Genomic DNA, 22,470 nt, shown 5'->3' with positions numbered 1-22,470 from the left:
GCGCTTTTTCCGCACGTTCCCGTCATTCTTTTTGCGCAATGAGAAAATGAGAGATTGCTTAACCTTTCCCGAAAGCTAGACTAACGGCATGAGAGTTGTAACGTGGAGGCGCTGTGGAAGCCATTAAGGGATCGGATGTGAACGTGCCGGATGCCGTTTTCGCATGGCTACTGGATGGTCGTGGTGGAGTAAAACCGCTCGAAGATAATGATGTGATCGATAGTCAGCATCCCTGTTGGCTACATCTTAATTATACCCACCCGGACAGCGCCCGCTGGTTGGCTTCAACGCCTTTACTCCCCAATAACGTGCGTGATGCGCTGGCTGGTGAAAGCTCGCGCCCGCGCGTAAGTCGTTTGGGGGAAGGGACGCTCATTACGCTGCGCTGTATTAATGGCAGTACTGACGAACGCCCGGATCAATTAGTGGCAATGCGTTTATATATGGACGAGCGATTCATTGTGTCTACCCGTCAGCGAAAGGTTCTGGCGCTGGACGATGTGGTCAGTGATTTGCAGGAGGGCACCGGGCCCGTAGATTGCGGCGGCTGGTTAGTGGATGTGTGCGATGCGTTAACCGATCACGCCAGTGAATTTATTGAAGAGCTACACGATAAAATTATCGATCTGGAAGATAATCTTCTCGACCAGCAAATCCCACCGCGCGGTTTCCTCGCATTGCTACGTAAACAGCTAATTGTTATGCGTCGCTATATGGCGCCGCAGCGCGACGTCTATGCCCGGCTTGCGAGTGAACGGCTGCCGTGGATGAGCGACGATCACCGGCGCAGAATGCAGGATATCGCCGACAGGCTGGGAAGGGGGTTGGATGAAATTGACGCTTGTATCGCGCGTACTGGCATCATGGCGGATGAAATTGCCCAGGTGATGCAGGAGTCTCTGGCGCGCAGAACTTATACCATGTCGCTTATGGCGATGGTTTTTCTGCCCAGCACCTTTTTAACAGGGTTATTTGGCGTTAACCTGGGCGGTATTCCTGGCGGCGGATGGCGGTTCGGCTTTTCTCTGTTTTGTATTCTGTTAGTTGTCCTGATCGGTGGTGTTACTTTATGGTTGCATCGCAGTAAATGGTTGTAACAAAAGCGCTTTTCAGACCATTTCGGGTGAAAAAACGCCGAGAAATTTGAGCGAAGTCAATAAACCATCTACCTATTCGGGGCAATATCTCTCTCGCAGGTGAATGCAACGTCAAGCGATGGGCGTTGCGCTCCATATTGTCTTACTTCCTTTTTTGAATTACTGCATAGCACAATTGATTCGTACGACGCCGGCTTAGATTAGTCGGCTTTTTTTTGCCTGTAGAATATCAGCGTCTACCCTTTAAGAGTCTGAATGACATTCTGGAGGGTAATATGAGCTGTCTTTTGACCTTATTATATCTACACTCGTCCTTGTCGGACCCGATTCCCACTGACCCTGTTCCCATTCCTGAGCCGCTTCCCCGTCCTCAGCCGATGCCCGACCCGCCGCCGGACGAAGAACCGATTAAAATGTCGCATCAAACGCCCGGATCTGCGAGGATACGCGCCTGCTGACTATGAGTCGTTACCGCGAGAGTAAATTGTGACCGCTTTTTCAACCCTGAATGTTTTGCCCGCCGCCCAGCTCAATAACCTTACTGAGCTGGGCTATCTTGAGATGACGCCTGTTCAGGCCGCAGCATTACCCGTCATTCTGGCGGGAAATGATGTGCGTGTGCAGGCCAGGACCGGTAGCGGCAAAACGGCGGCGTTTGGTCTTGGGCTCTTGCATCGAATTGATGTCACGCTGTTCCAGACACAGGCGTTAGTGCTGTGTCCGACGCGGGAGCTGGCGGATCAGGTTGCCGGAGAGTTACGTCGCCTGGCCCGTTTTCTGCCAAATACCAAAATTCTGACCTTGTGTGGCGGGCAACCCTTTGGCGCACAGCGCGACTCGCTTCAGCACGCTCCGCATATCATTGTCGCGACGCCGGGGCGCCTGCTGGATCATTTACAAAAAGAAACCGTATCGCTGGATGCGCTGCATATTCTGGTAATGGATGAAGCTGACCGAATGCTGGACATGGGATTCAGTGACGCCATTGATGAGGTGATCCACTTTGCGCCTGCGACGCGCCAGACGTTATTGTTTTCAGCAACCTGGCCTGACGCCATTGCGGCGATTAGCGGTCGTGTACAGCAGCAGCCAATACGTATTGAAATCGATACGGTAGATGCGCTACCGGCTATCGAACAACAGTTCTTCGAAACATCTGCGCATGAAAAAATTTCGCTGCTACAAACGTTGCTTAGCCAGCATCAGCCAGCGTCCTGCGTGGTGTTTTGCAATACCAAAAAAGATTGTCAGGCCGTTTGTGATGCGCTTAATGCGGTAGGACAAAGCGCGTTGGCGCTCCACGGCGATCTGGAACAACGCGACCGCGACCAGACGTTGGTGCGTTTTGCAAACGGTAGCGCGCGCATTCTGGTTGCCACCGACGTTGCCGCGCGAGGATTAGACATTAAATCGCTCGAACTGGTGGTTAACTATGAACTGGCCTGGGACCCGGAGGTGCATGTCCATCGTATTGGCCGTACGGCGCGCGCGGGAAGCAGCGGCCTGGCGATCAGTTTCTGCGCGCCGGAAGAGGCGCAGCGGGCGAATATTCTTTCAGAAATGCTGCAACTCAAGCTGAACTGGCTGAATGCGCCCGCCCGGCAGCCGTTACTCCCTCTGGCCGCAGAGATGGCTACCCTATGCATTGACGGCGGCAAAAAAGCGAAAATGCGTCCGGGAGATATTTTGGGCGCGCTGACCGGCGATATTGGATTAGACGGGGCGGATATTGGCAAAATTAACGTGCATCCCATGCACGTTTACGTCGCCGTACGTCAAGCAGTAGCGCAAAAAGCCTGGAAGCAGTTGCAAAACGGGAAGATCAAAGGCAAGTCATGCCGGGTACGGCTATTAAAATGATCGATAGCATGGCGTCTCAGCGGAGTGCTGAGACGCCTGCAGATTATTTCACTTCGATAACATCAAGCCGCAACGCCTCTAAGGCGGTGTCATCTTCTTCCGGCTGCCAGCCAGCGGGCTGCAAGGGAATCTCTTCACGATCGAACGCTAAATCGCCGCCGTCGACGACCTCGGAACCGTGAGTGATCCCTTTGAAATCGAACAAGTTAGTGTCACAAAGGTGAGACGGCACGACATTCTGCATGGCGCTAAACATCGTCTCGATCCGTCCAGGATAGCGCTTATCCCAGTCGCGTAGCATGTCGGCAATCACCTGGCGTTGCAGGTTGGGTTGCGAACCGCACAGATTACAAGGAATGATAGGGAAGGCTTTGGCCTCAGCAAAACGGATAATATCTTTCTCGCGGCAGTAAGCCAGCGGGCGGATCACGATATGTTTGCCGTCATCGCTCATCAGCTTCGGCGGCATCCCTTTCATTTTTCCGCCATAGAACATATTCAGAAACAGGGTTTGCAGAATATCGTCGCGGTGGTGGCCCAGGGCGATTTTGGTAGCGCCCAGTTCAGTCGCCGTACGATACAGGATACCCCGACGCAAACGCGAGCACAGCGAGCAGGTGGTTTTTCCTTCCGGAATCTTCTCTTTCACAATGCCGTAGGTGTTTTCTTCGACGATTTTATATTCTACGCCCAGCTGCTCAAGGTAGGCTGGCAGGATATGCTCCGGAAAACCTGGCTGCTTTTGATCGAGATTGACGGCGACCAGTGAAAAATTGATCGGGGCGCTTTGCTGCAAATTACGTAAAATTTCCAGCATCGTATAGCTATCTTTGCCGCCAGAAAGGCAAACCATAATGCGATCGCCTTCTTCAATCATATTAAAATCGGCAATCGCTTCGCCAACGTTACGGCGCAGGCGCTTTTGCAACTTGTTCAGGTTGTATTGTTCTTTCTTTGTATTCTTTTGAATTTCTTGCATTATTTCAGTTCTCTGGTACTAAATGGGGCAAATTGGGGGCAAACTTTGCAACTACGATAACCGCACATTCAACATCGCTACTTGTTCGTCGTTCATGTCATCAATCTACATACCGTAAATTTCATACACCATCTGTGCAGTTTCATGCCCCATTTGGCTGGCGATAAATGCCGGGTTCGCTCCTGCCGTCAACAGCCAGCAGGCAAAAGTATGTCGCGTATGGTACGGATTACGGCGACGAATGCCAGCACGTTTTTATGGCAAGATACGCAATGGTTCAAAAGCGTCTTTATTCTGTCATCCGTATTACTTAAGATATCATCACGACCCGAAAAATATTGGAACGAAGAGATGTATGACTAAAGAAGCTGTAATCTTTCTATTTATCGCCATCGTGGTAGAAGTTATCGCCACGATCTCATTAAAATTATCAGATAGTTTTACGCGTCTGGTACCGAGCCTCGTTACTATCATCGGATATTGTATTGCGTTCTGGTGTCTTACCATCCCAATGCGAACCATCCCTGCGGGTATCATTTATGCTATTTGGTCTGGGGTAGGGATTGTTCTTATTGGATTGATAGGATGGTTATTTCTCGGCCAAAAACTGGATATGCCGGCTATTATTGGCATGTTGCTTATCATCTGCGGCGTAATCGTAATCAATCTGTTTTCAAAAAGTGTCAGTCACTAGGCGATGATGATTGATTTGAGCCCGCACTCTCTTATGCGGGCTCGGGTATTTAGCGTACCACCAGTACGGAGCATTCCGCATGACGCACAACGGCTGCGGCGTTGGAACCCAACAGATAGGTAGTAATATCCGGGCGATGCGAGGCGATAATCACCATATCGGCCGGTAATTTTTTTGCCATTTCCAGAATCTTATCTTTAGGAGAGCCTTCTGCAACGTGAGCCTGCACGCGGTCCGCAGGAAGGTTGAATTTCTTGATAATCGCTTCCAGTTGAGATTTGGCTTCGGCTTTCAAATCGTCCATTGCGGGAAGCTCTGCTGAATAAGCCAGTCCCAGTGAAGCGTAATAGGGCAAAGACGGGATTACAGTCAAAAAGTGCACTTTAGCGTCGTCAATCTTTGCTTCGGCTTCAACATGTGAAATCACGCGTTGAGTTAATTCTGAATCTGAAATATCGATGGGTACAAGAATCGTTCTGTTCATAAAACCTCCTGTTTAAGTATCCACTGAAATTCTACTCCCTAAAGGCACTTTATGTACAATGACATACGTCACATTTTAGGTGCTGCTCCACGATACTCTGCGGGGACTGCCTACAGGGGAGGGCGACGTAATATTACGCGCATTCCCCGTAAATAATCAGCGAGTTGACGTTAAAACGTTATTTCTGCCTTGTCAGGAAAGACCTAAAAAGAGATGTTACCGTTTAATTCAATAATTAATGAAATAATTCGCAGTGAAATAGATATAATTTATACGAATGCTTTTGGGGGTATTATATGAAATAAAAATTATACAATATCATTCGGTTACGATATTCTACGCCTGTTATATGCCTTTATTGTCACATATTCATTTTATCGCTGGGCCATTGCGTTAACCTTTGCTTTCCAGCGTATAAATTGACAAGCCCGAACGGATGTTCGGGCTTTTTTTGTTTCCAGGCTAATCCTTAGAATATTTTTTAATCTGCGCCGGTTTTTTCCGCTTTTCCTGCCAGCAAGGCAAGAAAGTCATAGCGTTTTTGCAAATCCAATGCGGCATCTCGCCATAATTGTTCAGCTACTTCAGGCTGTTGCGCATTCAGGCGACGGAAACGCTGTTCATTAAGCAACGTGTCCGCCAGTGCATCTGACGGTGGCCGAGAGTCCAGAGCCAGCGGCGGCTTGCCTTCATCCGCACGGCGGGGATCAAAGCGGTATAACGGCCAGAAACCGGTCGCCGTTAACTGGCGCATTTGGTCATGGCTTAGCGCCAGATCGTAACCATGTTCCTCACAGGGGCTATAGGCAATGATCAGCGACGGCCCTGGCCAGGCTTCGGCTTCCTGGATCGCTTTCACCGTCTGGTTTAACTGCGCGCCCAGCGAAATTTGTGCGACATAAACATGACCATACATCATCATGCTGACGCCAAGATCTTTACGGGCTTTACGCTTGCCATGTTCGCCAAATTTAGTGACGGCGCCAAGCGGCGTCGCCTTCGACGCCTGGCCGCCAGTATTGGAGTAACACTGCGTATCCAGAACCAGAATATTGACATTCTCCGTCAGGCTTAACACATGGTCTAAACCGCCAAAGCCGATGTCGTATGCCCAACCATCGCCGCCAATCAGCCAGATTGATTTTTCTACCAGCGCATCAGCATCCTTTAACAGTTCCTCTGCGCCCGCAACCGATTTCAGATGTTGGCGTAATGCGGCGACCTGCTCACGCCGAACGTCAGGCGTTGCTTCGGCATGCAGCGCATCGTTTAATTCCGCCGGAATGCGATCGGCGAATTGCGCCAGTAAACGCATGACGCGCGCCCGGTGCTGATCCACGCTCAGACGGAAACCGAGGCCAAATTCCGCGTTATCTTCAAATAACGAATTCGCCCATGCCGGGCCGCGTCCGTTGGCATCGGTGGTATAAGGCGTTGAGGGTAAGTTACCGCCGTAAATAGAGGAACACCCCGTGGCGTTAGCGATTAACATTCTGTCGCCATATAACTGAGTCAGCAGTTTAATATACGGCGTTTCACCGCAGCCGGAACAGGCGCCGGAATATTCAAACAGCGGCGTAATAAGCTGCGATGTGCGGATATCAATTCGTTCCAGTTTGCTGCGATCGATTTCCGGCAAGTCGAGGAAAAAGTCATAATTCACTTTCTCTTCTTCCACATGCTCAAGGCGTGACATCATGTTAATCGCCTTGATCTGTGGATTTTGCCGATCTTTAGCCGGGCAGACCTCTACGCATAAATTACAGCCAGTACAGTCTTCCGGCGCGACCTGCAGCACATATTTCTGGCCGCGCATATCGCGGGACTTCACGTCCAGCGAATGCAGACTGGCTGGCGCGTTCTCCATCGCCTGCGGGGAAACTACTTTCGCACGAATCGCCGAGTGAGGGCAGGCGGCGACGCAGTGATTACATTGTGTACACAGTTCCTCTTTCCAGACAGGAATCTCTTCGGCGATATTGCGCTTTTCCCAGCGGGTGGTGCCCATTGGCCATGTTCCGTCCGGCGGCAGGGCGGAAACAGGCAGTGCGTCGCCGAGGCCCGCCAACATGGCGGCGGTAACGGTTTTCACGAAATCCGGCGCGGCGTCGGAGACGACCGGCGGGCGATGCGCGCTGTGCGGATTAACCGCCTGCAACGGCACTTCCGCCAGCGATGCCTGCGCCAGCGCCAATGCCTGCCAGTTACGCTCAACCAGATCCTGACCCTTGCTGCTATAGCTTTTGGCAATCGCGCCCTGCAGCTCAACCAGGGCGCTATCGCCCGGAAGAATATGCGTCAGGTGGAAGAAAGCCATTTGCATGACGGTATTGATGCGGGCGCCAAGTCCACATTCGCGGGCGATTTTCGCCGCGTTAACCACGTAAAAACGCGCCTTTTTCTGATTCAACACCGCCTGAACTTCTTGCGGCAGACGCGACCAGACCTCGTCGGCGCTGTACGGCGTATTAAGCAGAAAGATTCCGCCTGGCTTCAGACGTTCCGCCATCTGATATTTATCGATAAACTGTAATTGATGGCAGCCGACAAAATCCGCCTGAGCAATTAAGTAAGCGGAACGAATGGGTTTTTCGCTGACGCGCAGGTGCGATACCGTGAGCCCGCCAGCTTTTTTAGAGTCATAAACGAAATAACCTTGCGCATACCACGGCGTAGAATTACCGATAATTTTAATATTATTTTTCGTGGCGGATACGCTGCCGTCGCTTCCCAGACCGTAAAATAACGCTTCAAGTTTAGCGCTGCCGGGCAGGGTATTTTCCGGTAATGGCAGCGAGAGATTAGTGACGTCATCATAAATGCCCACTGTAAACCGTGGTTTGGGTTTCGCGCGGCTGAGTTCATTAAAGACCGCCAGTACGCACGCCGGGCCGAACTCTTTGGATGATAGCCCATAACGGCCGCCAATGGTGCGCGGCAACGTTTCGCGCTCGCCATTATTAAAGGCTTCCGCCAGTGCGGTCATCACGTCCAGATAAAGCGGCTCGGCCTGCGCGCCAGGCTCTTTGGTGCGATCCAGCACGGCGATAGCGCGAACGGTTTCCGGTAATGCCTGTAACAAATGTTTGGCGGAGAAGGGGCGGAACAGACGGACTTTCAGAACGCCGACCTTTTCTCCGCGTATCAGTAGCTCGTCCACGACCTCTTCGCAGGTGCCGAGGGCGGAGCCCATCATAATGATGACGCGTTCAGCCTGGGGATGGCCATAATATTCAAATGGCTGGTACTGACGGCCCGTAGCGTCGCCAAATGCCTTCATCGCCTCTTCAACATGATCATAAACGGCGTTGTACCACGGGTTGGTCGCTTCGCGAGACTGGAAGTAGGTGTCCGGATTCGCTGAAGTTCCACGAATCACCGGATGTTCCGGATTCAGCGCGCGGGCGCGGTGAGCGTCGATCTCCGCCTGCGGCATCAGGTTCAGAATGGTTTCATCCGTTAGCGGTATAATTTTGTTGATTTCATGCGATGTACGGAAGCCATCAAAAAAATGAATAAACGGAACGCGGCTTTTCAGCGTAGCCCTGTGCGCGATCAGCGCAAAATCCTGCGCTTCCTGAACGCTGGCGGCGCATAACATCGCGCAGCCTGTCTGGCGGACCGCCATCACATCGGAATGGTCGCCAAAAATAGAAAGCGCGTGTGTGGCGACGGTGCGCGCGGCAACGTGCAGTACAAACGGCGTGAGCTGCCCCGCCAGTTTATACAGCGTTGGAATCATCAGCAGCAGCCCCTGCGATGATGTAAATGACGTGGAAAGCGAACCGGTTTGTAACGCACCGTGAACGGCGGCGATCGCGCCGCCTTCCGACTGCATCTCTACCACACGCGGCGTATCGCCCCAGACATTTTTAAGCCCATTACCGGCCCAGGCATCCGCTTGTTCAGCCATTGTTGAACTGGGCGTAATCGGGTAAATGGCGATAACCTCGCTGGTACGGAACGCCACCGACGCTACCGCGCCATTACCGTCAATTGTTTGCATATGACACCCTTACATTGCGCAAAAAAGAGGGACACGCATAATCGTGAGCGCATCCTGTAGTTATCCTTTTATTTTAGCAAAGCCCTTCAAGCCCCATTTTCGCTTTTGTGTCCCTGGCGGGAGGAGAATGGCGATTTCTTGCCGAAAAGACGTAAAAAATTGCCAATAAATGTTAATGAAGCGCATAAATGCGCGCTTTGCCTCTCGACGCGTCAGTTTCTGCTGCCTATTATTTAGGGCGGTGTCGTTTGGATGAATAAACAGAGGGGAGAGAAATGCGCGCAGCGTTTTGGGTGGGATGTGCCGCGTTATTATTGTCGGCTTGCAGTAGCGAACCTGTTCAGCAGGCAACCGCGGCGCATGTTTCGCCAGGGATGAAAGCGGCGATGTCCAGCGCCGGCGAAGCGAATTGCGCTATGATTGGCGGTTCGCTTTCAGCGGCCCGGCAGCTTGATGGTTCAGTAATTGGTATGTGCGCGCTCCCCAACGGCAAACGTTGTAGCGAACAGTCGCTTGCCGCCGGAAGCTGCGGGAGTTATTAAGCGCGGCGTTTCGCCTGACGCGTATAACTTTTCACTTAATGGCTTAGTGCGCTAAATCTGCCAGTTTATACATTAGCGTTGTTTCTGCCGTCGCCAGCGTTAATTGGTTCGCGGTTAAATCGACCTGTGCGCCTTTGCTGAAGAGCTCGCTGAGGGTACCGTCCAGCGCATTAAGCTGCGGATCGGCGCACATCATTCGGGTCATCGCTAAATTTTTCACTTTTAATTCGCCGTCCGACAGTTTTCCTTCGCCGGTGAATTGATTGCACATTTTGCCAGATACCGTCATGTCCTCGCCAAAGCTGAGCTCCGGGCCGGTGACCGTTTTACCGTTTACGCTTTCCAGAACAAAGCGGTGGTGCTCCAGTTGCTCGCGTTTGACGGACACTTTTCCACTGCTCACGCACCCTGTGATTATGATGCTCAGGGCGACCAGCGTGACGATTTTCTTCATTGATATTCTCTGTAATCTGATAGTTAACACTGACTATAGTAATAATATGACCGGATAGATCTTCAGGGGTTATCCGAAAATGCTCCCCTGAGCGCAGGGGAGCGACAGGATTAGAACAGCGCGTTCGGGCAGGCTTCGCCCTTCTCAAGCTGGCTTAAGTTTTGTAGCGTGGTTTCAGAGATGCTGATCAGCGCTTCTGCGGTCAGGAATGCCTGGTGCCCCGTAAACAGTACGTTATGGCAGGCCGACAGACGGCGGAAAACATCATCCTGGATAACATCGTTTGACTTATCTTCAAAGAACAGGTCGCGTTCGTTTTCATACACATCCATCCCCAGCGAGCCGATTTTCTGATTCTTCAGAGCTTCGATAGCCGCCTGGGAATCAATCAGCGCGCCACGACTGGTATTAATGACCATAACGCCATTTTTCATTTGGTCGAATGCCGCATGGTTCAGTAAATGGTAGTTTTCCGGCGTGAGCGGGCAGTGCAGGGAAATGACATCCGATTCGGCAAACAACGTTTGCAGATCCACATACTCGACGCCGAGGTCAAGCGCGGCGGTGCTGGGATAGGGATCAAACGCCAGTAAACGCATTCCGAAGCCTTTCAGGATACGCAGCGCGGCGACGCCGATTTTACCGGTACCAATGACGCCAGCGGTTTTTCCGTGCATGGTAAAGCCGGTCAGTCCCTCAAGGGAAAAGTTAGCGTCGCGGGTGCGTTGATAAGCGCGGTGAATACGGCGGTTCAATGTCATCATCATGCCAATCGCATGTTCAGCGACGGCTTCCGGAGAATAAGCCGGCACGCGGACCACCTGCAAACCGAGCTCTTTAGCGGCATCCAGGTCGACATTATTAAATCCGGCGCAACGCAGCGCGATGTATTTCACGCCGTATTTTTTCAGCTCTTCCAGTACCGGTCGGCTCCCGTCGTCATTCACGAAGATACAAACTGCCTCACATCCATTGGCGGTTTTCGCCGTTTTCTCGGTCAGCAGAAAATCAAAAAACTCCAGTTCAAAACCGAACGCTTCGTTCACTTGCTGTAGATATTTCTTGTCATACTGTTTGGTACTATAGACGGCGAGTTTCATATGACCTTCTCCAGTGATGTTAGAATCACACAAATATACTTAAAATTATCTTACAAAAAATCAAAAATAATTGATAGTCATACATATAATGAATAATTTTAGGTTATCATTCTCCACAACGCCTCAAATAGCCGGAGGGCGCCCCTGCAACATGCATAACGCATCACCCGCTTGCAACATGAACTATTAGGCTATGTACGGGCAATCATGCCAAAATAAAGAGATAGCCGACTGAATTTTTCGTTAAATCAGGAAATTAATGGCCCATGAAGGGTAAATATAAAGCCGCCCTTGCGCTACTGTTACTGCTGATTCTTGTCCCTCTGACGCTACTGATGACCCTCGGGCTGTGGGTTCCCACTCTGGCGGGAATTTGGCTACCCGTCGGTACCCGTATCGCTCTGGAACAAAGTCCACGCTTGACACGTCATGGGTTAGTGATTCCCGATCTTCGCTATCTGGTCAATGATTGTTCGTTAGCGCATATTACCCAGGCGGAACTGACGCATCCCAGCCGTTGGTTGCTGAATATTAAAAGCCTTAAACTGGATGCCGCGTGCCTGGCGAAACTGCCCGCTTCGGAAGCTTCTCCCGCCGCGCCGCGTACGCTGGCGCAGTGGCAGTCAATGCTGCCCAATACCTGGATTAACATTGATAATGTCATTCTCGCGCCCTGGCCGGAATGGCAGGGCAAGCTGGCGATCTCCATGACGCCGCTCATTCAGCAGATACGTTATCAGGGCGAAAAAGTAAAATTTCAAGGGCAGTTACGCGGTCAGGCATTGACGGTGAGCCAACTGGAGATCGCCGCGCTGGCCAACCAGCCTCCCGTTAGCCTGGCGGGGGAGTTTATGTTGCCGCTGGTACCGGATGGCCTGTCGGTCAGCGGTCATGCGGCAGCGACCTTGCGTCTGCCGCAGGAACCGTCGCTGGTGGATGCGGAACTGGAGTGGCGTGATAACGCCGGACAGCTCATCGTGATGGCGCGAGGTAATCCTGACCCGATTCTCGATCTCCCCTGGGCGGTAACGCGTCAGCGGCTTACCATCAGCGATGGCCGCTGGAACTGGCCATATCAGGGATTCCCCTTGAGCGGACGTCTGGCTTTTAATATCGATAACTGGCAAGCCGGGCCGGATAATGCGCGAGTCAGCGGACGCCTGAATATTCTGACCCAGGGCGATGCCGGTAAAGCGAACGCTGTACTGACTATCGGCCCGGGAAAACTCAGCATGGATAGCAGTGAGATGCCTCTACAGCTTACCGGCGAGGCTAAACAGAAGGATTTAATCTTTTATGCCGTATTGCCCGCTATGTTCCGCGGCAGTCTGGCCGATCCGCAGCTCACCTTTGCACCTGGCGCATTGCTACGCTCGCGCGGACGGGTGATTGATGCGTTAGATATTGATGAAATTCGTTGGCCGCTGGCGGGCGTTAAGGTGACGCCGCGCGGCGTTGATGGTCGATTACAGGCTATTTTACGGGCGCACGAAAATGAGATGGGCGATTTCGTTCTTCATCTTGATGGCCTGGCGAATGATTTTCTCCCTGATGCTGGTCGCTGGCGTTGGCGCTATTGGGGGCAAGGAAGCTTTACACCAATGCGCGCCCGCTGGGATATTGCCGGACAGGGCGAATGGCATGATAACACCATCAGGTTGACCAGTTTGTCCACCGGCTTTGATCAGTTGCACTATGGCGCAATGACCGTCACATCGCCAAGACTGGCGCTGAATAAACCTATTGTCTGGGTTCGCGACGCCACAACGCCGTCGCTACAGGGCGCGCTGTCTCTGGAGGCGGGAAAAACCGTATTTACCAGCGGGAGCGTGCTGCCGCCTTCTACCATTAATTTTAGCGTTGAAGGGCGCGAGCCAACCCTGTTCCAGTTTAAAGGCGACCTTCGGGCGGGGGCGATAGGGCCGGTACGGCTGAATGGGCGCTGGGATGGCGAACGCCTTCGCGGACAGGCCTGGTGGCCGAAGCAGTCGCTTATCGTTTTCCAGCCGTTGCTTCCACCAGACTGGAAAATGACGCTGCGCGAAGGCTCACTGTATGCGCAGGTGGCTTTTTCCGCCGCACAGGGGCAGGGGTTTGAAGCAGGTGGACACGGCGTGTTAAAAGGCGGTAGCGCCTGGATGCCGGATAACAAAATCAACGGCGTCGATTTCATTCTGCCATTTCGCTTCCACAACGGCGCGTGGCAATTGGGGACGCGCGGGCCCGTCTCGCTGCGTATTGCCGGGATAGTCAACCAGGTCACGGCGAAAAATATCACTGCTGATTTACAGGGCGGTTATCCCTGGAGCGAGTCGAATCCATTACTGCTAAGCGATGTCAGCGTAGACGTGCTGGGCGGTCAAATCATTATGAAACAGTTGCGAATGCCGCAGCACGACCCGGCGCTTTTGCGGGTGCAAAATATTTCATCCAGCGAATTGATTAGCGCCATAAATCCAAAGCAATTCGCCATGTCTGGTCCGGTTAGCGGCGCGCTGCCGCTGTGGCTGAACAATGAAAAATGGATAATCAAAGATGGCTGGCTTACGAATCCCGGGCCAATGACGTTGCGCATCGATAAAGATACTGCGGATGCGGTGGTGAAGGATAATGTCACGGCAGGCTCGGCGATTAACTGGCTACGTTATATGGAGATTACGCATTCGTGGACGAAAATTAACGTTGATAACCTGGGCGTACTAACGATGCAGGCGGCTATTACCGGCAAAAGCCGGGTAGATGGTGAAACCGCGATCGTTAACTTGAACTATACCCATGAAGAAAATGTGTTTACGCTGTGGCGCAGTTTGCGTTTTGGCGACAATTTACAGGCATGGCTTGAACAAAATACAGCGTTGCCGCAACCTCCTTGCCGGAAAGACAAGGACTGTGAGGATAAATAATGAAAATGAGTATTGCCATGCTGTCAGCGCTTGCGTCATTTATCGTGGTGGGGTGCACGCCACGTATTGAAGTCGCCGCGCCGGAACAGCCGATTACCATCAACATGAATGTAAAGATCGAGCATGAAATACATATCAAAGTCGATAAAGACGTTGAAGAACTCCTGAAATCACGCAGCGATCTATTCTGAGGCCATAATGAAAAAGTATTTAATACTATGGGTGCTGACGCTGAGCTTGCTCACACCTTCTGTGTGGGCCTTAACCCTGGACGAAGCGCGCACGCAGGGCCGGGTCGGGGAAACGCTGAATGGCTATCTGGTGGCCTTAAAGAATGATGCCGAAACCCAGAAGCTGGTGCTTGATATCAATCATGCCCGCCGCGCCAGTTATCAGCAGTTAGCGGATAGCAATCATCTTCCCGTGGACGAGGTGGCGAAGATGGCAGGGCAAAAACTGGTTGAGCGTGCCAGGCCGGGAGAATATGTCCAGGGAATTAATGGCAAATGGATGCGTAAATAACCGCTTTCCGACAATTTTTTTACCGCAAAATGCATTTTTATATTGGTAATTTCTGAATATGAAGGTCGTATTTATATTAGGCGAACCGGAAACGCCATTTCTATACTGTTGACTGGTATCACTATTCGCGAGAGTAACCAGGTATGACGTCTGAAAAATTATCTGCTGCCTGCCATTGTGGCAGCGTCGTGTTTACCGTTCAACTTAGCGATGGCTTTCATACCGCCAGGCGCTGCAACTGTTCGTTTTGCCGGATGCGCGGAGCGGTGGCAGTGTCTGCGCCGCTATCGGGTATTAAAGTGCTAAAAGGGCAGGATAAGCTTACCGAATATCGCTTCAATACGGGCAAGGCGGTGCATTTTTTCTGTTCGGTATGCGGGATATATACTTTTCATCAGCGCCGATCCAATCCCGATCAATATGGGGTCAATGTGGCGTGCATCGAAAATGTGTCGCCTTTTGATTTCGCCTGCGTTGAAGTCAATGATGGGGTAACGCATCCCAGCGATGGCGGCAGTAGCGGCGTGGTAGGATATTTGCGCTACGAACCGAAGAAGTCACCTCCCGTCGAAACGGGAGGCAAAAATATTTAAGCGGCCACTACGCAGTCAATCGCGGCTTTTGCATCGGCCTGAGCTTTAGCCGCCACTTCCGGCCCGTAGGCGATGCCTTCGGCAAAGACAAAATTCACGTCGGTAATACCGATAAAACCAAGGAACACTTTCAGGTAAGGCGCAATCAAATCCGTCGGGGTGTCTTTATGGATACCGCCGCGACTGGAGAGAACCACCGCGCGTTTACCGGTTACCAGACCTTCCGGGCCTTTTTCGGTATAGCGGAAAGTGATACCGGCGCGGGCAATCAGATCAAAGTAGTTTTTCAGCTGCGTCGGGATATTGAAATTGTACATCGGTGCCGCAATAACGATGACGTCGTGGGCTTTCAGTTCAGCAATGAGTTCATCAGACAGCGCCAGAGCGTCCTGCTGACGTGGCGTTAAAGGCGCATCGCCCGGACGCATCGCGCCCACCAGCTCGCCATCCAGCACCGGAACAGGGTTGGCCGCCAGATCGCGGACAGTAATTTCATCTGCGACGTGTTTTTCGCGCCATTGTTCAATAAAATAGTCAGTCAACTGACCAGACTGAGAGTACCCTGCCAGAATACTGGATTTAAGAACTAATACCTTGCTCATGGGTGTTTCCTTTTATGTGTTTGAAGGGGCGGGCCCCGTTGCTTGTTGACACTTTATTCACAAATATGTCGCAGGGATAGCGCAATATATCGAACCCTTTGTTCGAAATTATTGAACAACACAAAAAAAGCCCCAATGTGGTACTCTATACCTATCATTTAAAACGATTTTAAACAGGCAGAATGCTGCCCAAGAGCTTTATGACTGAACAATCTACGTTGACGCTTCAGGTGTTACAGCAGCGGCTGGATGCACTGATGCTGCGCGACAAACAGCGCTTTGCTCGCCGCCTGCATGGCGTAAAGAAAGTAAAAAATCCTGATGCGCAACAGGCTATTTTCCAGACGATGGCGAAAGAAATTGAACAGGCTGCGGCGCAGGTCGCTCTACGCGAAGCGGCGCGCCCCTCAATCACTTATCCGCAAAATTTACCTGTTAGCCAGAAAAAACAGGACATTCTGGAAGCGATCCGCGATCATCAGGTGGTGATCGTGGCAGGGGAAACCGGTTCCGGTAAAACCACCCAGTTGCCGAAAATTTGTATGGAACTGGGACGCGGAATTAAAGGACTTATTGGACATACTCAGCCGCGTCGCCTGGCGGCGCGCACCGTTGCTAACCGCATTGCCGAAGAGTTGCAAACGGAGCCTGGCGGCTGCATCGGCTATAAAGTTCGTTTCAGCGATCATGTCAGTAGCAACACCATGGTCAAACTGATGACGGACGGTATCCTGCTGGCGGAAATCCAGCAGGACAGGCTATTGATGCAGTATGACACCATCATTATTGATGAAGCGCATGAACGCAGCCTGAATATTGACTTCTTGCTCGGCTATCTGAAAGAGCTTCTGCCGCGTCGCCCCGATCTGAAAGTGATTATTACCTCTGCGACCATCGACCCGGAACGTTTCTCGCGCCACTTTAATAACGCGCCGATTATCGAAGTCTCTGGCCGAACGTATCCCGTAGAAGTTCGTTATCGCCCTATCGTGGAAGAGGCTGACGACACTGAACGCGATCAGCTACAGGCAATTTTTGACGCTGTTGATGAACTGGGGCGTGAAAGTCCCGGCGATATCCTGATTTTTATGAGCGGAGAGCGGGAAATCCGCGATACCGCCGACGCCCTGAACAAGCTGAACTTACGGCATACCGAAGTGTTGCCGCTGTATGCACGCTTGTCGAACAGCGAACAGAACCGCGTTTTCCAGTCGCACAGCGGACGCCGTATCGTGCTGGCGACTAACGTGGCGGAAACCTCGCTGACGGTGCCGGGTATCAAGTATGTGATCGATCCTGGCACTGCGCGCATCAGCCGCTACAGCTACCGCACTAAAGTGCAGCGCCTGCCGATTGAACCGATCTCACAGGCTTCCGCCAACCAGCGTAAAGGGCGTTGCGGACGCGTATCGGAAGGGATCTGCATTCGTCTGTATTCGGAAGATGACTTTTTGTCACGTCCGGAATTTACCGACCCGGAAATTCTACGTACCAACCTGGCGTCGGTTATTTTGCAGATGACCGCCCTGGGGCTGGGTGACATCGCTGCCTTCCCGTTTGTTGAAGCGCCGGATAAGCGCAATATTCAGGATGGCGTGCGTTTGTTGGAAGAGCTGGGGGCGATTACCGCCGACGAACAGCAAACGGCATATAAGCTGACGCCGCTGGGCCGACAATTATCTCAGCTGCCGGTCGACCCGCGCCTGGCGCGTATGGTTCTGGAAGCGCAAAAGCATGGCTGTGTGCGCGAAGCGATGATCATTACTTCCGCACTCTCTATTCAGGATCCGCGCGAGCGCCCAGTGGACAAGCAGCAGGCTTCCGATGAGAAACACCGGCGCTTCCATGATAAGGAGTCCGATTTTCTGGCGTTTGTTAACCTGTGGAATTACCTCGGCGAGCAACAAAAGGCCCTGTCGTCGAATCAATTCCGCCGTCTGTGTCGCACCGACTATCTGAACTATTTACGCGTGCGTGAGTGGCAGGATATCTATACCCAACTGCGTCAGGTGGTAAAAGAACTGGGGATTCCGGTAAACAGCGAACCCGCAGAGTACCGGGAAATTCACGTTGCGTTGTTAACGGGGCTGTTGTCGCATATCGGGATGAAAGATGCCGATAAACAAGAGTACACCGGCGCGCGTAACGCCCGATTCTCTATTTTCCCCGGATCCGGTTTATTCAAAAAACCGCCGAAATGGACAATGGTCGCAGAACTGGTGGAGACCAGCCGTTTGTGGGGGCGTATCGCTGCCCGCATTGAGCCAGAATGGGTGGAACCGGTAGCCCAGCACCTGATTAAACGTTCATATAGCGAACCGCACTGGGAGCGGGCGCAAGGCGCGGTGATGGCGACGGAAAAGGTTACTGTCTACGGTCTGCCGATTGTCGCCGCGCGCAAGGTGAATTACAGCCAGATTGACCCGGCGTTGTGTCGCGAGTTGTTCATCCGCCATGCGCTGGTGGAGGGGGACTGGCAAACCCGTCATGCCTTCTTCCGTGAGAATCTAAAATTGCGTGCGGAAGTCGAGGAACTTGAGCACAAATCTCGCCGCCGCGATATCCTGGTGGATGACGATACCCTGTTTGAGTTTTATGACCAGCGTATTAGCCATGACGTTATTTCCGCCCGCCACTTTGATAGTTGGTGGAAAAAAATCAGCCGCGAGACGCCGGATCTGCTCAACTTTGAAAAAAGTATGCTGATTAAAGAAGGCGCGGAAAAAATCAGCAAACTGGATTACCCGAATTTCTGGCACCAGGGCAATCTCAAGCTGCGTTTGAGCTATCAATTTGAACCGGGCGCGGATGCTGACGGCGTGACCGTCCATATTCCGTTGCCGCTACTTAACCAGGTTGATGAGAGCGGTTTTGAATGGCAGATCCCAGGACTGCGCCGTGAATTAGTTATTGCGCTGATTAAATCGTTGCCAAAACCGGTACGTCGCAACTTTGTTCCGGCTCCAAACTATGCTGAAGCGTTTTTAGGTCGCGTAACGCCGCTGGAGCTGCCGCTGCTGGACGCTCTGGAGCGTGAACTGCGCCGGATGACCGGCGTCACGGTCGACCGGGAAGACTGGCATTGGGATCAGGTGCCCGAGCATCTGAAAATCACGTTTCGCGTGGTGAATGACAAAAACAAGAAACTGCAGGAAGGGCGTTCGCTCGCCGAGCTTAAAAATGCGCTGAAAGGCAAAGTGCAGGAGACGCTCTCGGCGGTGGCGGATGACGGCATCGAGCAGAGCGGGCTGCATATCTGGAGTTTCGGCGAGCTGCCGGAAAGCTACGAACAGAAACGCGGTAATTATAAAGTGAAGGCGTGGCCGGCGTTAGTGGATGAGCGTGACAGCGTCGCTATCAAATTGTTTGATAATCCGCTGGAACAACAACAGGCGATGTGGTGCGGTTTACGCCGTCTACTGTTGCTCAACATTCCTTCACCGATTAAGTATCTGCATGAGAAATTGCCGAATAAAGCCAAGCTGGGGCTGTACTTTAACCCGTACGGCAAAGTACTGGAGTTGATTGATGACTGTATTGCCTGCGGGGTAGATAAACTGATAGATGCCAACGGCGGACCGGTGTGGAGCGAAGCAAGTTTCACCGCGCTGCACGAAAAGGTACGCGCCGAGCTGAATGATACTGTGGTGGATATCGCGAAGCAGGTTGAGCGCATCCTGACGACCGTATTCAATATCAATAAGCGTCTGAAAGGGCGGGTGGATATGAGCATGGCGTTGGGGCTTTCCGATATCAAGGCGCAGATGAGCGGTCTGGTATACCGTGGTTTTGTGACTGGCAACGGCTTTAAACGTCTCGGCGATACGCTGCGTTATCTGCAGGCAATTGAAAAGCGGCTGGAGAAACTGGCTGTCGATCCGCACCGCGATCGGGCGCAAATGCTGAAAGTCGAAAGCGTCCAGCAGGCGTGGCAACAATGGATAAATAAATTGCCTCCAGCGCGTCGCGAAGATGATGATGTTAAAGAGATCCGTTGGATGATTGAAGAACTGCGTGTCAGTTATTTCGCGCAACAGCTCGGTACGCCTTATCCTATTTCCGATAAGCGTATTTTACAGGCCATGGATCAGATTACGGCCTAAAAAGCCAGGCGACGACGTCTTTCAAAGAGATCCGGTACAGGTTCGGAACAAAAAGGAGGAATTATGAATACAACGCCATTTCCGGCGCTCTCTGCGGCAACATTGCTGGCGGTGAATACCGTCGGACAGTGGCTGGCGCAAAATGATTTTTCCGGCGAACAACCTTATTCGTCGGATTGCGTCGTCCTGGCGGGCAATGCGGTGATCCCCACTATCGACGCGGCCTGTCGCATCGCCAAAGCGCAAGGCGTTCCTTTACTGATTAGCGGCGGTATAGGCCATTCGACGCCGTTTTTGTACGCCGTGATTGCCCGGCATCCGCGCTACCACACTATTCGCACAAGCGGACGCGCTGAAGCCGCTATCCTCGCGGATATCGCGAACCAGTTCTGGCATATTCCGGCTGAGAAAATTTGGCTGGAAGATCGGTCAACTAATTGCGGCGAAAATGCCCGTTTCTCCTGCGCACTGATCCGTCAGGCGAAAGAAAACATTAACACGGCTATCGTTGTGCAAGACCCCACCATGCAGCGGCGCACTATCGCGGCATTCCGGCGCGTGACAAACGACGACACCGATGCGCCGCGCTGGCTGAGTTTTCCTGGTTTTGTTCCGGTACTGAGCCACCTTAATGGCGGTACACGTTTTGCCAATGTTGAAGAGGGCATCTGGACGGTGGAGCGTTATTTGTCTCTGATTGCCGGCGAGCTGCCACGTTTGCGTGACGATGAAACAGGGTATGGACCGCGTGGTAAAGATTTTATCATTCACGTTGATATCCCACGCGATATTGAAAACGCATGGCAGGTATTGCAGGCAGATACGACGCTGCGCAGTGCGTTAGAACAGAGAGCTTTACGCTAAAAATCGCCCGTTTGCGAGGGTGAACGGGCAAGTGCGACCACCATCTCATAAATTTGATGAATTATTTATAAAAGCTGGTTATGTTGTCGCTTTACGGTTTTCATTCAGGACGCGCTATGGGCAATAAGTATTCCGGCCTGCAAATTGGTATTCACTGGTTAGTCTTTTTTCTGGTTATTGTGGCTTACGCCGCGATGGAGCTACGCGGTTTTGCGCCGCGTAGTTATCGGCCCTGGTTTAATATGACGCATGTTTCATGTGGTATCACTATTTTGCTTTTAATGGTGGCGCGCTTGATTATTCGGCTGAAATATCCCACGCCGCCCATTGTTCCTCGTCCAAAACCGATGATGACCGGAATGGCGCATTTAGGACATCTGGTGATTTACCTGTTATTTATCGCGCTGCCTGTTATTGGTCTGGTCATGATGTATAACCGCGGCAATCCCTGGATCGCATTTGGTATTACTATGCCGCATGCCGCCGAAGCTAACTTTGAACGCGTAGATATGCTGAAATCCTGGCACGTCACGCTGGCGAATCTGGGCTATTTTGTTATTGGACTTCATGCCATCGCTGCTTTGATGCATCACTATTTCTGGAAAGACAATACGCTGTTACGGATGATGCCGCGTAAGCGTGACTGACCGTCCTGCATGACGTTTGTCGCTGGTGGGGTTAACCGCTTTAGGCAAACAAGGCATCTATCAGAGGGGATGGCGTATTCCATACAGAAAACGCCTGCGTCTAACCAGGACCCGTGACGCAGGCGAAGGAGGACGGGTCTACATCGGAAGCGGGTATTATACTTATTTGTATGACAAATAAAATAAGCAATTGCTATTCCGTAATCCAATGTTTAATCAACGGGTTAAACCCACATGATCGCGCTGCCGACCGCCCGGAAGTGACTACACTTACAATGAACGTGGCATAGTGGCGGAAAATAGCGCAACGGCGCCATGTTGCTCCAAAGTCACCTTAGCGAAATGTTCGTCCAACACGCTGCGTAACGTATCGGCTGAATCATTGGTATTACTGAATATTCCTTTCTTGTTATAAACAGCCATTAATTTCTTGCCAAAAGCATTGTGAGGAACCTCTTTGCCCAGAATCGTGGCACCAAAAAGTGTGCCGCCGGGTTTAAGCGCCATACTGGCATTTTTAATTGCCTTCGCTTTTGTTGTCATCTCACCAGGTAAGCAGTGCAGAAGATAGTACATCGAAACGGAATCGAAGCGCCCGTGCCAGTCCGCCGGGAACGTGTCGAAAACATCGTGTTGTAGTGTGGCGCGGATTTTCGTATTACCCACTCGGCTGGCGGCTATTTTCAGGCTATCCGGATTTAAATCCATCAGCGAAATGGCATGAGTCGCAGGTGCATGTTTCAGGTAATAACCTGTACCTACGCCAATATCCAGGTGAGTCTCGCCCATGTGATGCAGGAAGAAAGGAAGTAGTCGCGTATCAGTAGGACACTTCCAGGCATATTTGTTTGAGATATTGAGTACCCACCAGTCATATAAGCTAAGCGTGAATGGGTTATAGACTTTTGCGCCTGATTGTTGTGTATGCTTCATTGTTCTCTCACTAAATAATTTCGCGCTGGAATTAAAACAACGAAGCAATCGTTAGGCAAGCATTAATCAGGTGAGTGAGTAATTTAA

At 51.8% G+C, this 22,470-nt stretch carries 20 protein-coding genes and 1 pseudogene; 12 read left to right on the top strand and 9 right to left on the bottom strand.

Annotated features, from left to right (window positions below; genetic code table 11):
• Positions 1-113 precede the first annotated feature (113 nt).
• Positions 114-1,097, top strand: a complete 984-nt coding sequence (zntB, locus tag J4614_RS03335) for a zinc transporter ZntB (protein ID WP_000387370.1) — start codon at positions 114-116, stop codon at positions 1,095-1,097.
• A gap of 486 nt (positions 1,098-1,583) precedes the next feature.
• Positions 1,584-2,957, top strand: a complete 1,374-nt coding sequence (gene dbpA / locus J4614_RS03330; RefSeq protein ID WP_001527783.1) for an ATP-dependent RNA helicase DbpA — start codon at positions 1,584-1,586, stop codon at positions 2,955-2,957.
• Between the two features lie 43 nt (positions 2,958-3,000).
• On the opposite strand, the gene ttcA is transcribed toward dbpA, so the two are convergent.
• Together ttcA and J4614_RS03320 are read right to left on the bottom strand one after the other, a co-directional pair.
• Complete coding sequence (ttcA, locus tag J4614_RS03325) at positions 3,001-3,936, bottom strand: tRNA 2-thiocytidine(32) synthetase TtcA (RefSeq protein ID WP_001156208.1); 936 nt, start codon at positions 3,934-3,936, stop codon at positions 3,001-3,003.
• A 105-nt stretch (positions 3,937-4,041) separates the two neighbouring features.
• Positions 4,042-4,191 (bottom strand): annotated as a pseudogene (locus tag J4614_RS03320) (tyrosine-type recombinase/integrase); the annotation flags it as partial.
• On the opposite strand from J4614_RS03320, the gene J4614_RS22290 reads away from it, so the two are divergent.
• Together J4614_RS22290 and J4614_RS03315 are read left to right on the top strand one after the other, a co-directional pair.
• Positions 4,147-4,299 (top strand): hypothetical protein, encoded by a 153-nt coding sequence (locus J4614_RS22290; protein ID WP_000089155.1) that lies wholly within the window; start codon positions 4,147-4,149, stop codon positions 4,297-4,299. The pseudogene J4614_RS03320 and the gene J4614_RS22290 sit on opposite strands and share 45 nt — an antisense overlap.
• Positions 4,292-4,630 (top strand): SMR family transporter, encoded by a 339-nt coding sequence (locus tag J4614_RS03315; RefSeq protein WP_000159240.1) that lies wholly within the window; start codon positions 4,292-4,294, stop codon positions 4,628-4,630. The genes J4614_RS22290 and J4614_RS03315 overlap by 8 nt, the downstream gene beginning before the upstream one ends.
• 49 nt (positions 4,631-4,679) lie before the next feature.
• Here J4614_RS03315 and uspF read toward each other — a convergent pair whose 3' ends face one another.
• The 3 genes from uspF to J4614_RS03300 all read right to left on the bottom strand — a co-directional run bounded on the left by uspF (position 4,680) and on the right by J4614_RS03300 (position 9,492).
• Complete coding sequence (uspF, locus tag J4614_RS03310; protein ID WP_001082296.1) at positions 4,680-5,114, bottom strand: universal stress protein UspF; 435 nt, start codon at positions 5,112-5,114, stop codon at positions 4,680-4,682.
• A 481-nt stretch (positions 5,115-5,595) separates the two neighbouring features.
• Positions 5,596-9,120, bottom strand: a complete 3,525-nt coding sequence (nifJ, locus tag J4614_RS03305) for a pyruvate:ferredoxin (flavodoxin) oxidoreductase (protein ID WP_208293064.1) — start codon at positions 9,118-9,120, stop codon at positions 5,596-5,598.
• A gap of 60 nt (positions 9,121-9,180) precedes the next feature.
• The gene (locus J4614_RS03300; protein WP_031601775.1) at positions 9,181-9,492 is read right to left on the bottom strand and encodes a hypothetical protein; all 312 of its coding nucleotides are present in this window, start codon (positions 9,490-9,492) and stop codon (positions 9,181-9,183) included.
• Between J4614_RS03300 and J4614_RS03295 the strand changes: the two genes are divergently transcribed.
• The gene (locus tag J4614_RS03295; RefSeq protein WP_001200680.1) at positions 9,396-9,662 is read left to right on the top strand and encodes a DUF333 domain-containing protein; all 267 of its coding nucleotides are present in this window, start codon (positions 9,396-9,398) and stop codon (positions 9,660-9,662) included. The genes J4614_RS03300 and J4614_RS03295 overlap by 97 nt on opposite strands.
• Before the next feature lie 43 nt (positions 9,663-9,705).
• On the opposite strand, the gene hslJ is transcribed toward J4614_RS03295, so the two are convergent.
• Together hslJ and ldhA are read right to left on the bottom strand one after the other, a co-directional pair.
• Positions 9,706-10,116, bottom strand: coding sequence for a heat shock protein HslJ (gene hslJ / locus J4614_RS03290; RefSeq protein ID WP_000725238.1), 411 nt, complete (start codon positions 10,114-10,116; stop codon positions 9,706-9,708).
• 110 nt (positions 10,117-10,226) lie between these two features.
• Positions 10,227-11,216 (bottom strand): D-lactate dehydrogenase, encoded by a 990-nt coding sequence (gene ldhA, locus J4614_RS03285; RefSeq protein WP_208293063.1) that lies wholly within the window; start codon positions 11,214-11,216, stop codon positions 10,227-10,229.
• A 266-nt stretch (positions 11,217-11,482) separates the two neighbouring features.
• Here ldhA and J4614_RS03280 point away from each other — a divergent pair, with 266 nt between their 5' ends.
• The 4 genes from J4614_RS03280 to J4614_RS03265 all read left to right on the top strand — a co-directional run bounded on the left by J4614_RS03280 (position 11,483) and on the right by J4614_RS03265 (position 15,234).
• A complete protein-coding gene (locus J4614_RS03280) occupies positions 11,483-14,119 on the top strand; it encodes a YdbH family protein (protein WP_208293062.1) in 2,637 nt (878 codons plus the stop codon).
• The gene (locus tag J4614_RS03275; protein ID WP_000784063.1) at positions 14,119-14,310 is read left to right on the top strand and encodes a YnbE family lipoprotein; all 192 of its coding nucleotides are present in this window, start codon (positions 14,119-14,121) and stop codon (positions 14,308-14,310) included. Before J4614_RS03280 ends, J4614_RS03275 begins: the two co-directional genes overlap by 1 nt.
• Positions 14,311-14,317: 7 nt before the next feature.
• Positions 14,318-14,641, top strand: coding sequence for a YdbL family protein (locus J4614_RS03270; protein WP_000760345.1), 324 nt, complete (start codon positions 14,318-14,320; stop codon positions 14,639-14,641).
• 143 nt (positions 14,642-14,784) lie between these two features.
• Positions 14,785-15,234, top strand: coding sequence for a GFA family protein (locus J4614_RS03265; RefSeq protein ID WP_001518898.1), 450 nt, complete (start codon positions 14,785-14,787; stop codon positions 15,232-15,234).
• Here J4614_RS03265 and azoR read toward each other — a convergent pair.
• Positions 15,231-15,836, bottom strand: coding sequence for an FMN-dependent NADH-azoreductase (azoR, locus tag J4614_RS03260; RefSeq protein ID WP_114047141.1), 606 nt, complete (start codon positions 15,834-15,836; stop codon positions 15,231-15,233). The two genes, J4614_RS03265 and azoR, sit on opposite strands and share 4 nt — an antisense overlap.
• A gap of 200 nt (positions 15,837-16,036) precedes the next feature.
• Between azoR and hrpA the strand changes: the two genes are divergently transcribed.
• The 3 genes from hrpA (at position 16,037) to cybB (ending at position 21,450) form a co-directional block, all read left to right on the top strand.
• The gene (gene hrpA / locus J4614_RS03255; RefSeq protein WP_058111846.1) at positions 16,037-19,939 is read left to right on the top strand and encodes an ATP-dependent RNA helicase HrpA; all 3,903 of its coding nucleotides are present in this window, start codon (positions 16,037-16,039) and stop codon (positions 19,937-19,939) included.
• 63 nt (positions 19,940-20,002) lie between these two features.
• Positions 20,003-20,803 (top strand): YdcF family protein, encoded by an 801-nt coding sequence (locus J4614_RS03250; RefSeq protein ID WP_086801315.1) that lies wholly within the window; start codon positions 20,003-20,005, stop codon positions 20,801-20,803.
• A gap of 116 nt (positions 20,804-20,919) precedes the next feature.
• On the top strand, positions 20,920-21,450 hold the full coding sequence (gene cybB, locus J4614_RS03245) for a cytochrome b561 (RefSeq protein ID WP_094914934.1): 531 nt from the start codon (positions 20,920-20,922) through the stop codon (positions 21,448-21,450).
• 270 nt (positions 21,451-21,720) lie between these two features.
• On the opposite strand, the gene J4614_RS03240 is transcribed toward cybB, so the two are convergent.
• Positions 21,721-22,383: a class I SAM-dependent methyltransferase gene (locus tag J4614_RS03240; protein WP_001527769.1), complete on the bottom strand. Its 663-nt coding sequence runs from the start codon at positions 22,381-22,383 to the stop codon at positions 21,721-21,723.
• Positions 22,384-22,470: the final 87 nt, after the last annotated feature.

It is taken from the genome of Salmonella sp. 32031103-2018-00083-FB-01-SM-01 (genome assembly GCF_017571995.1).
GTDB classification, from domain to species: Bacteria; Pseudomonadota; Gammaproteobacteria; order Enterobacterales; family Enterobacteriaceae; genus Salmonella; species Salmonella enterica.
Note: the sequence above shows the minus strand (reverse complement) of the source record. Positions and strands in the feature narration are given on the sequence as shown.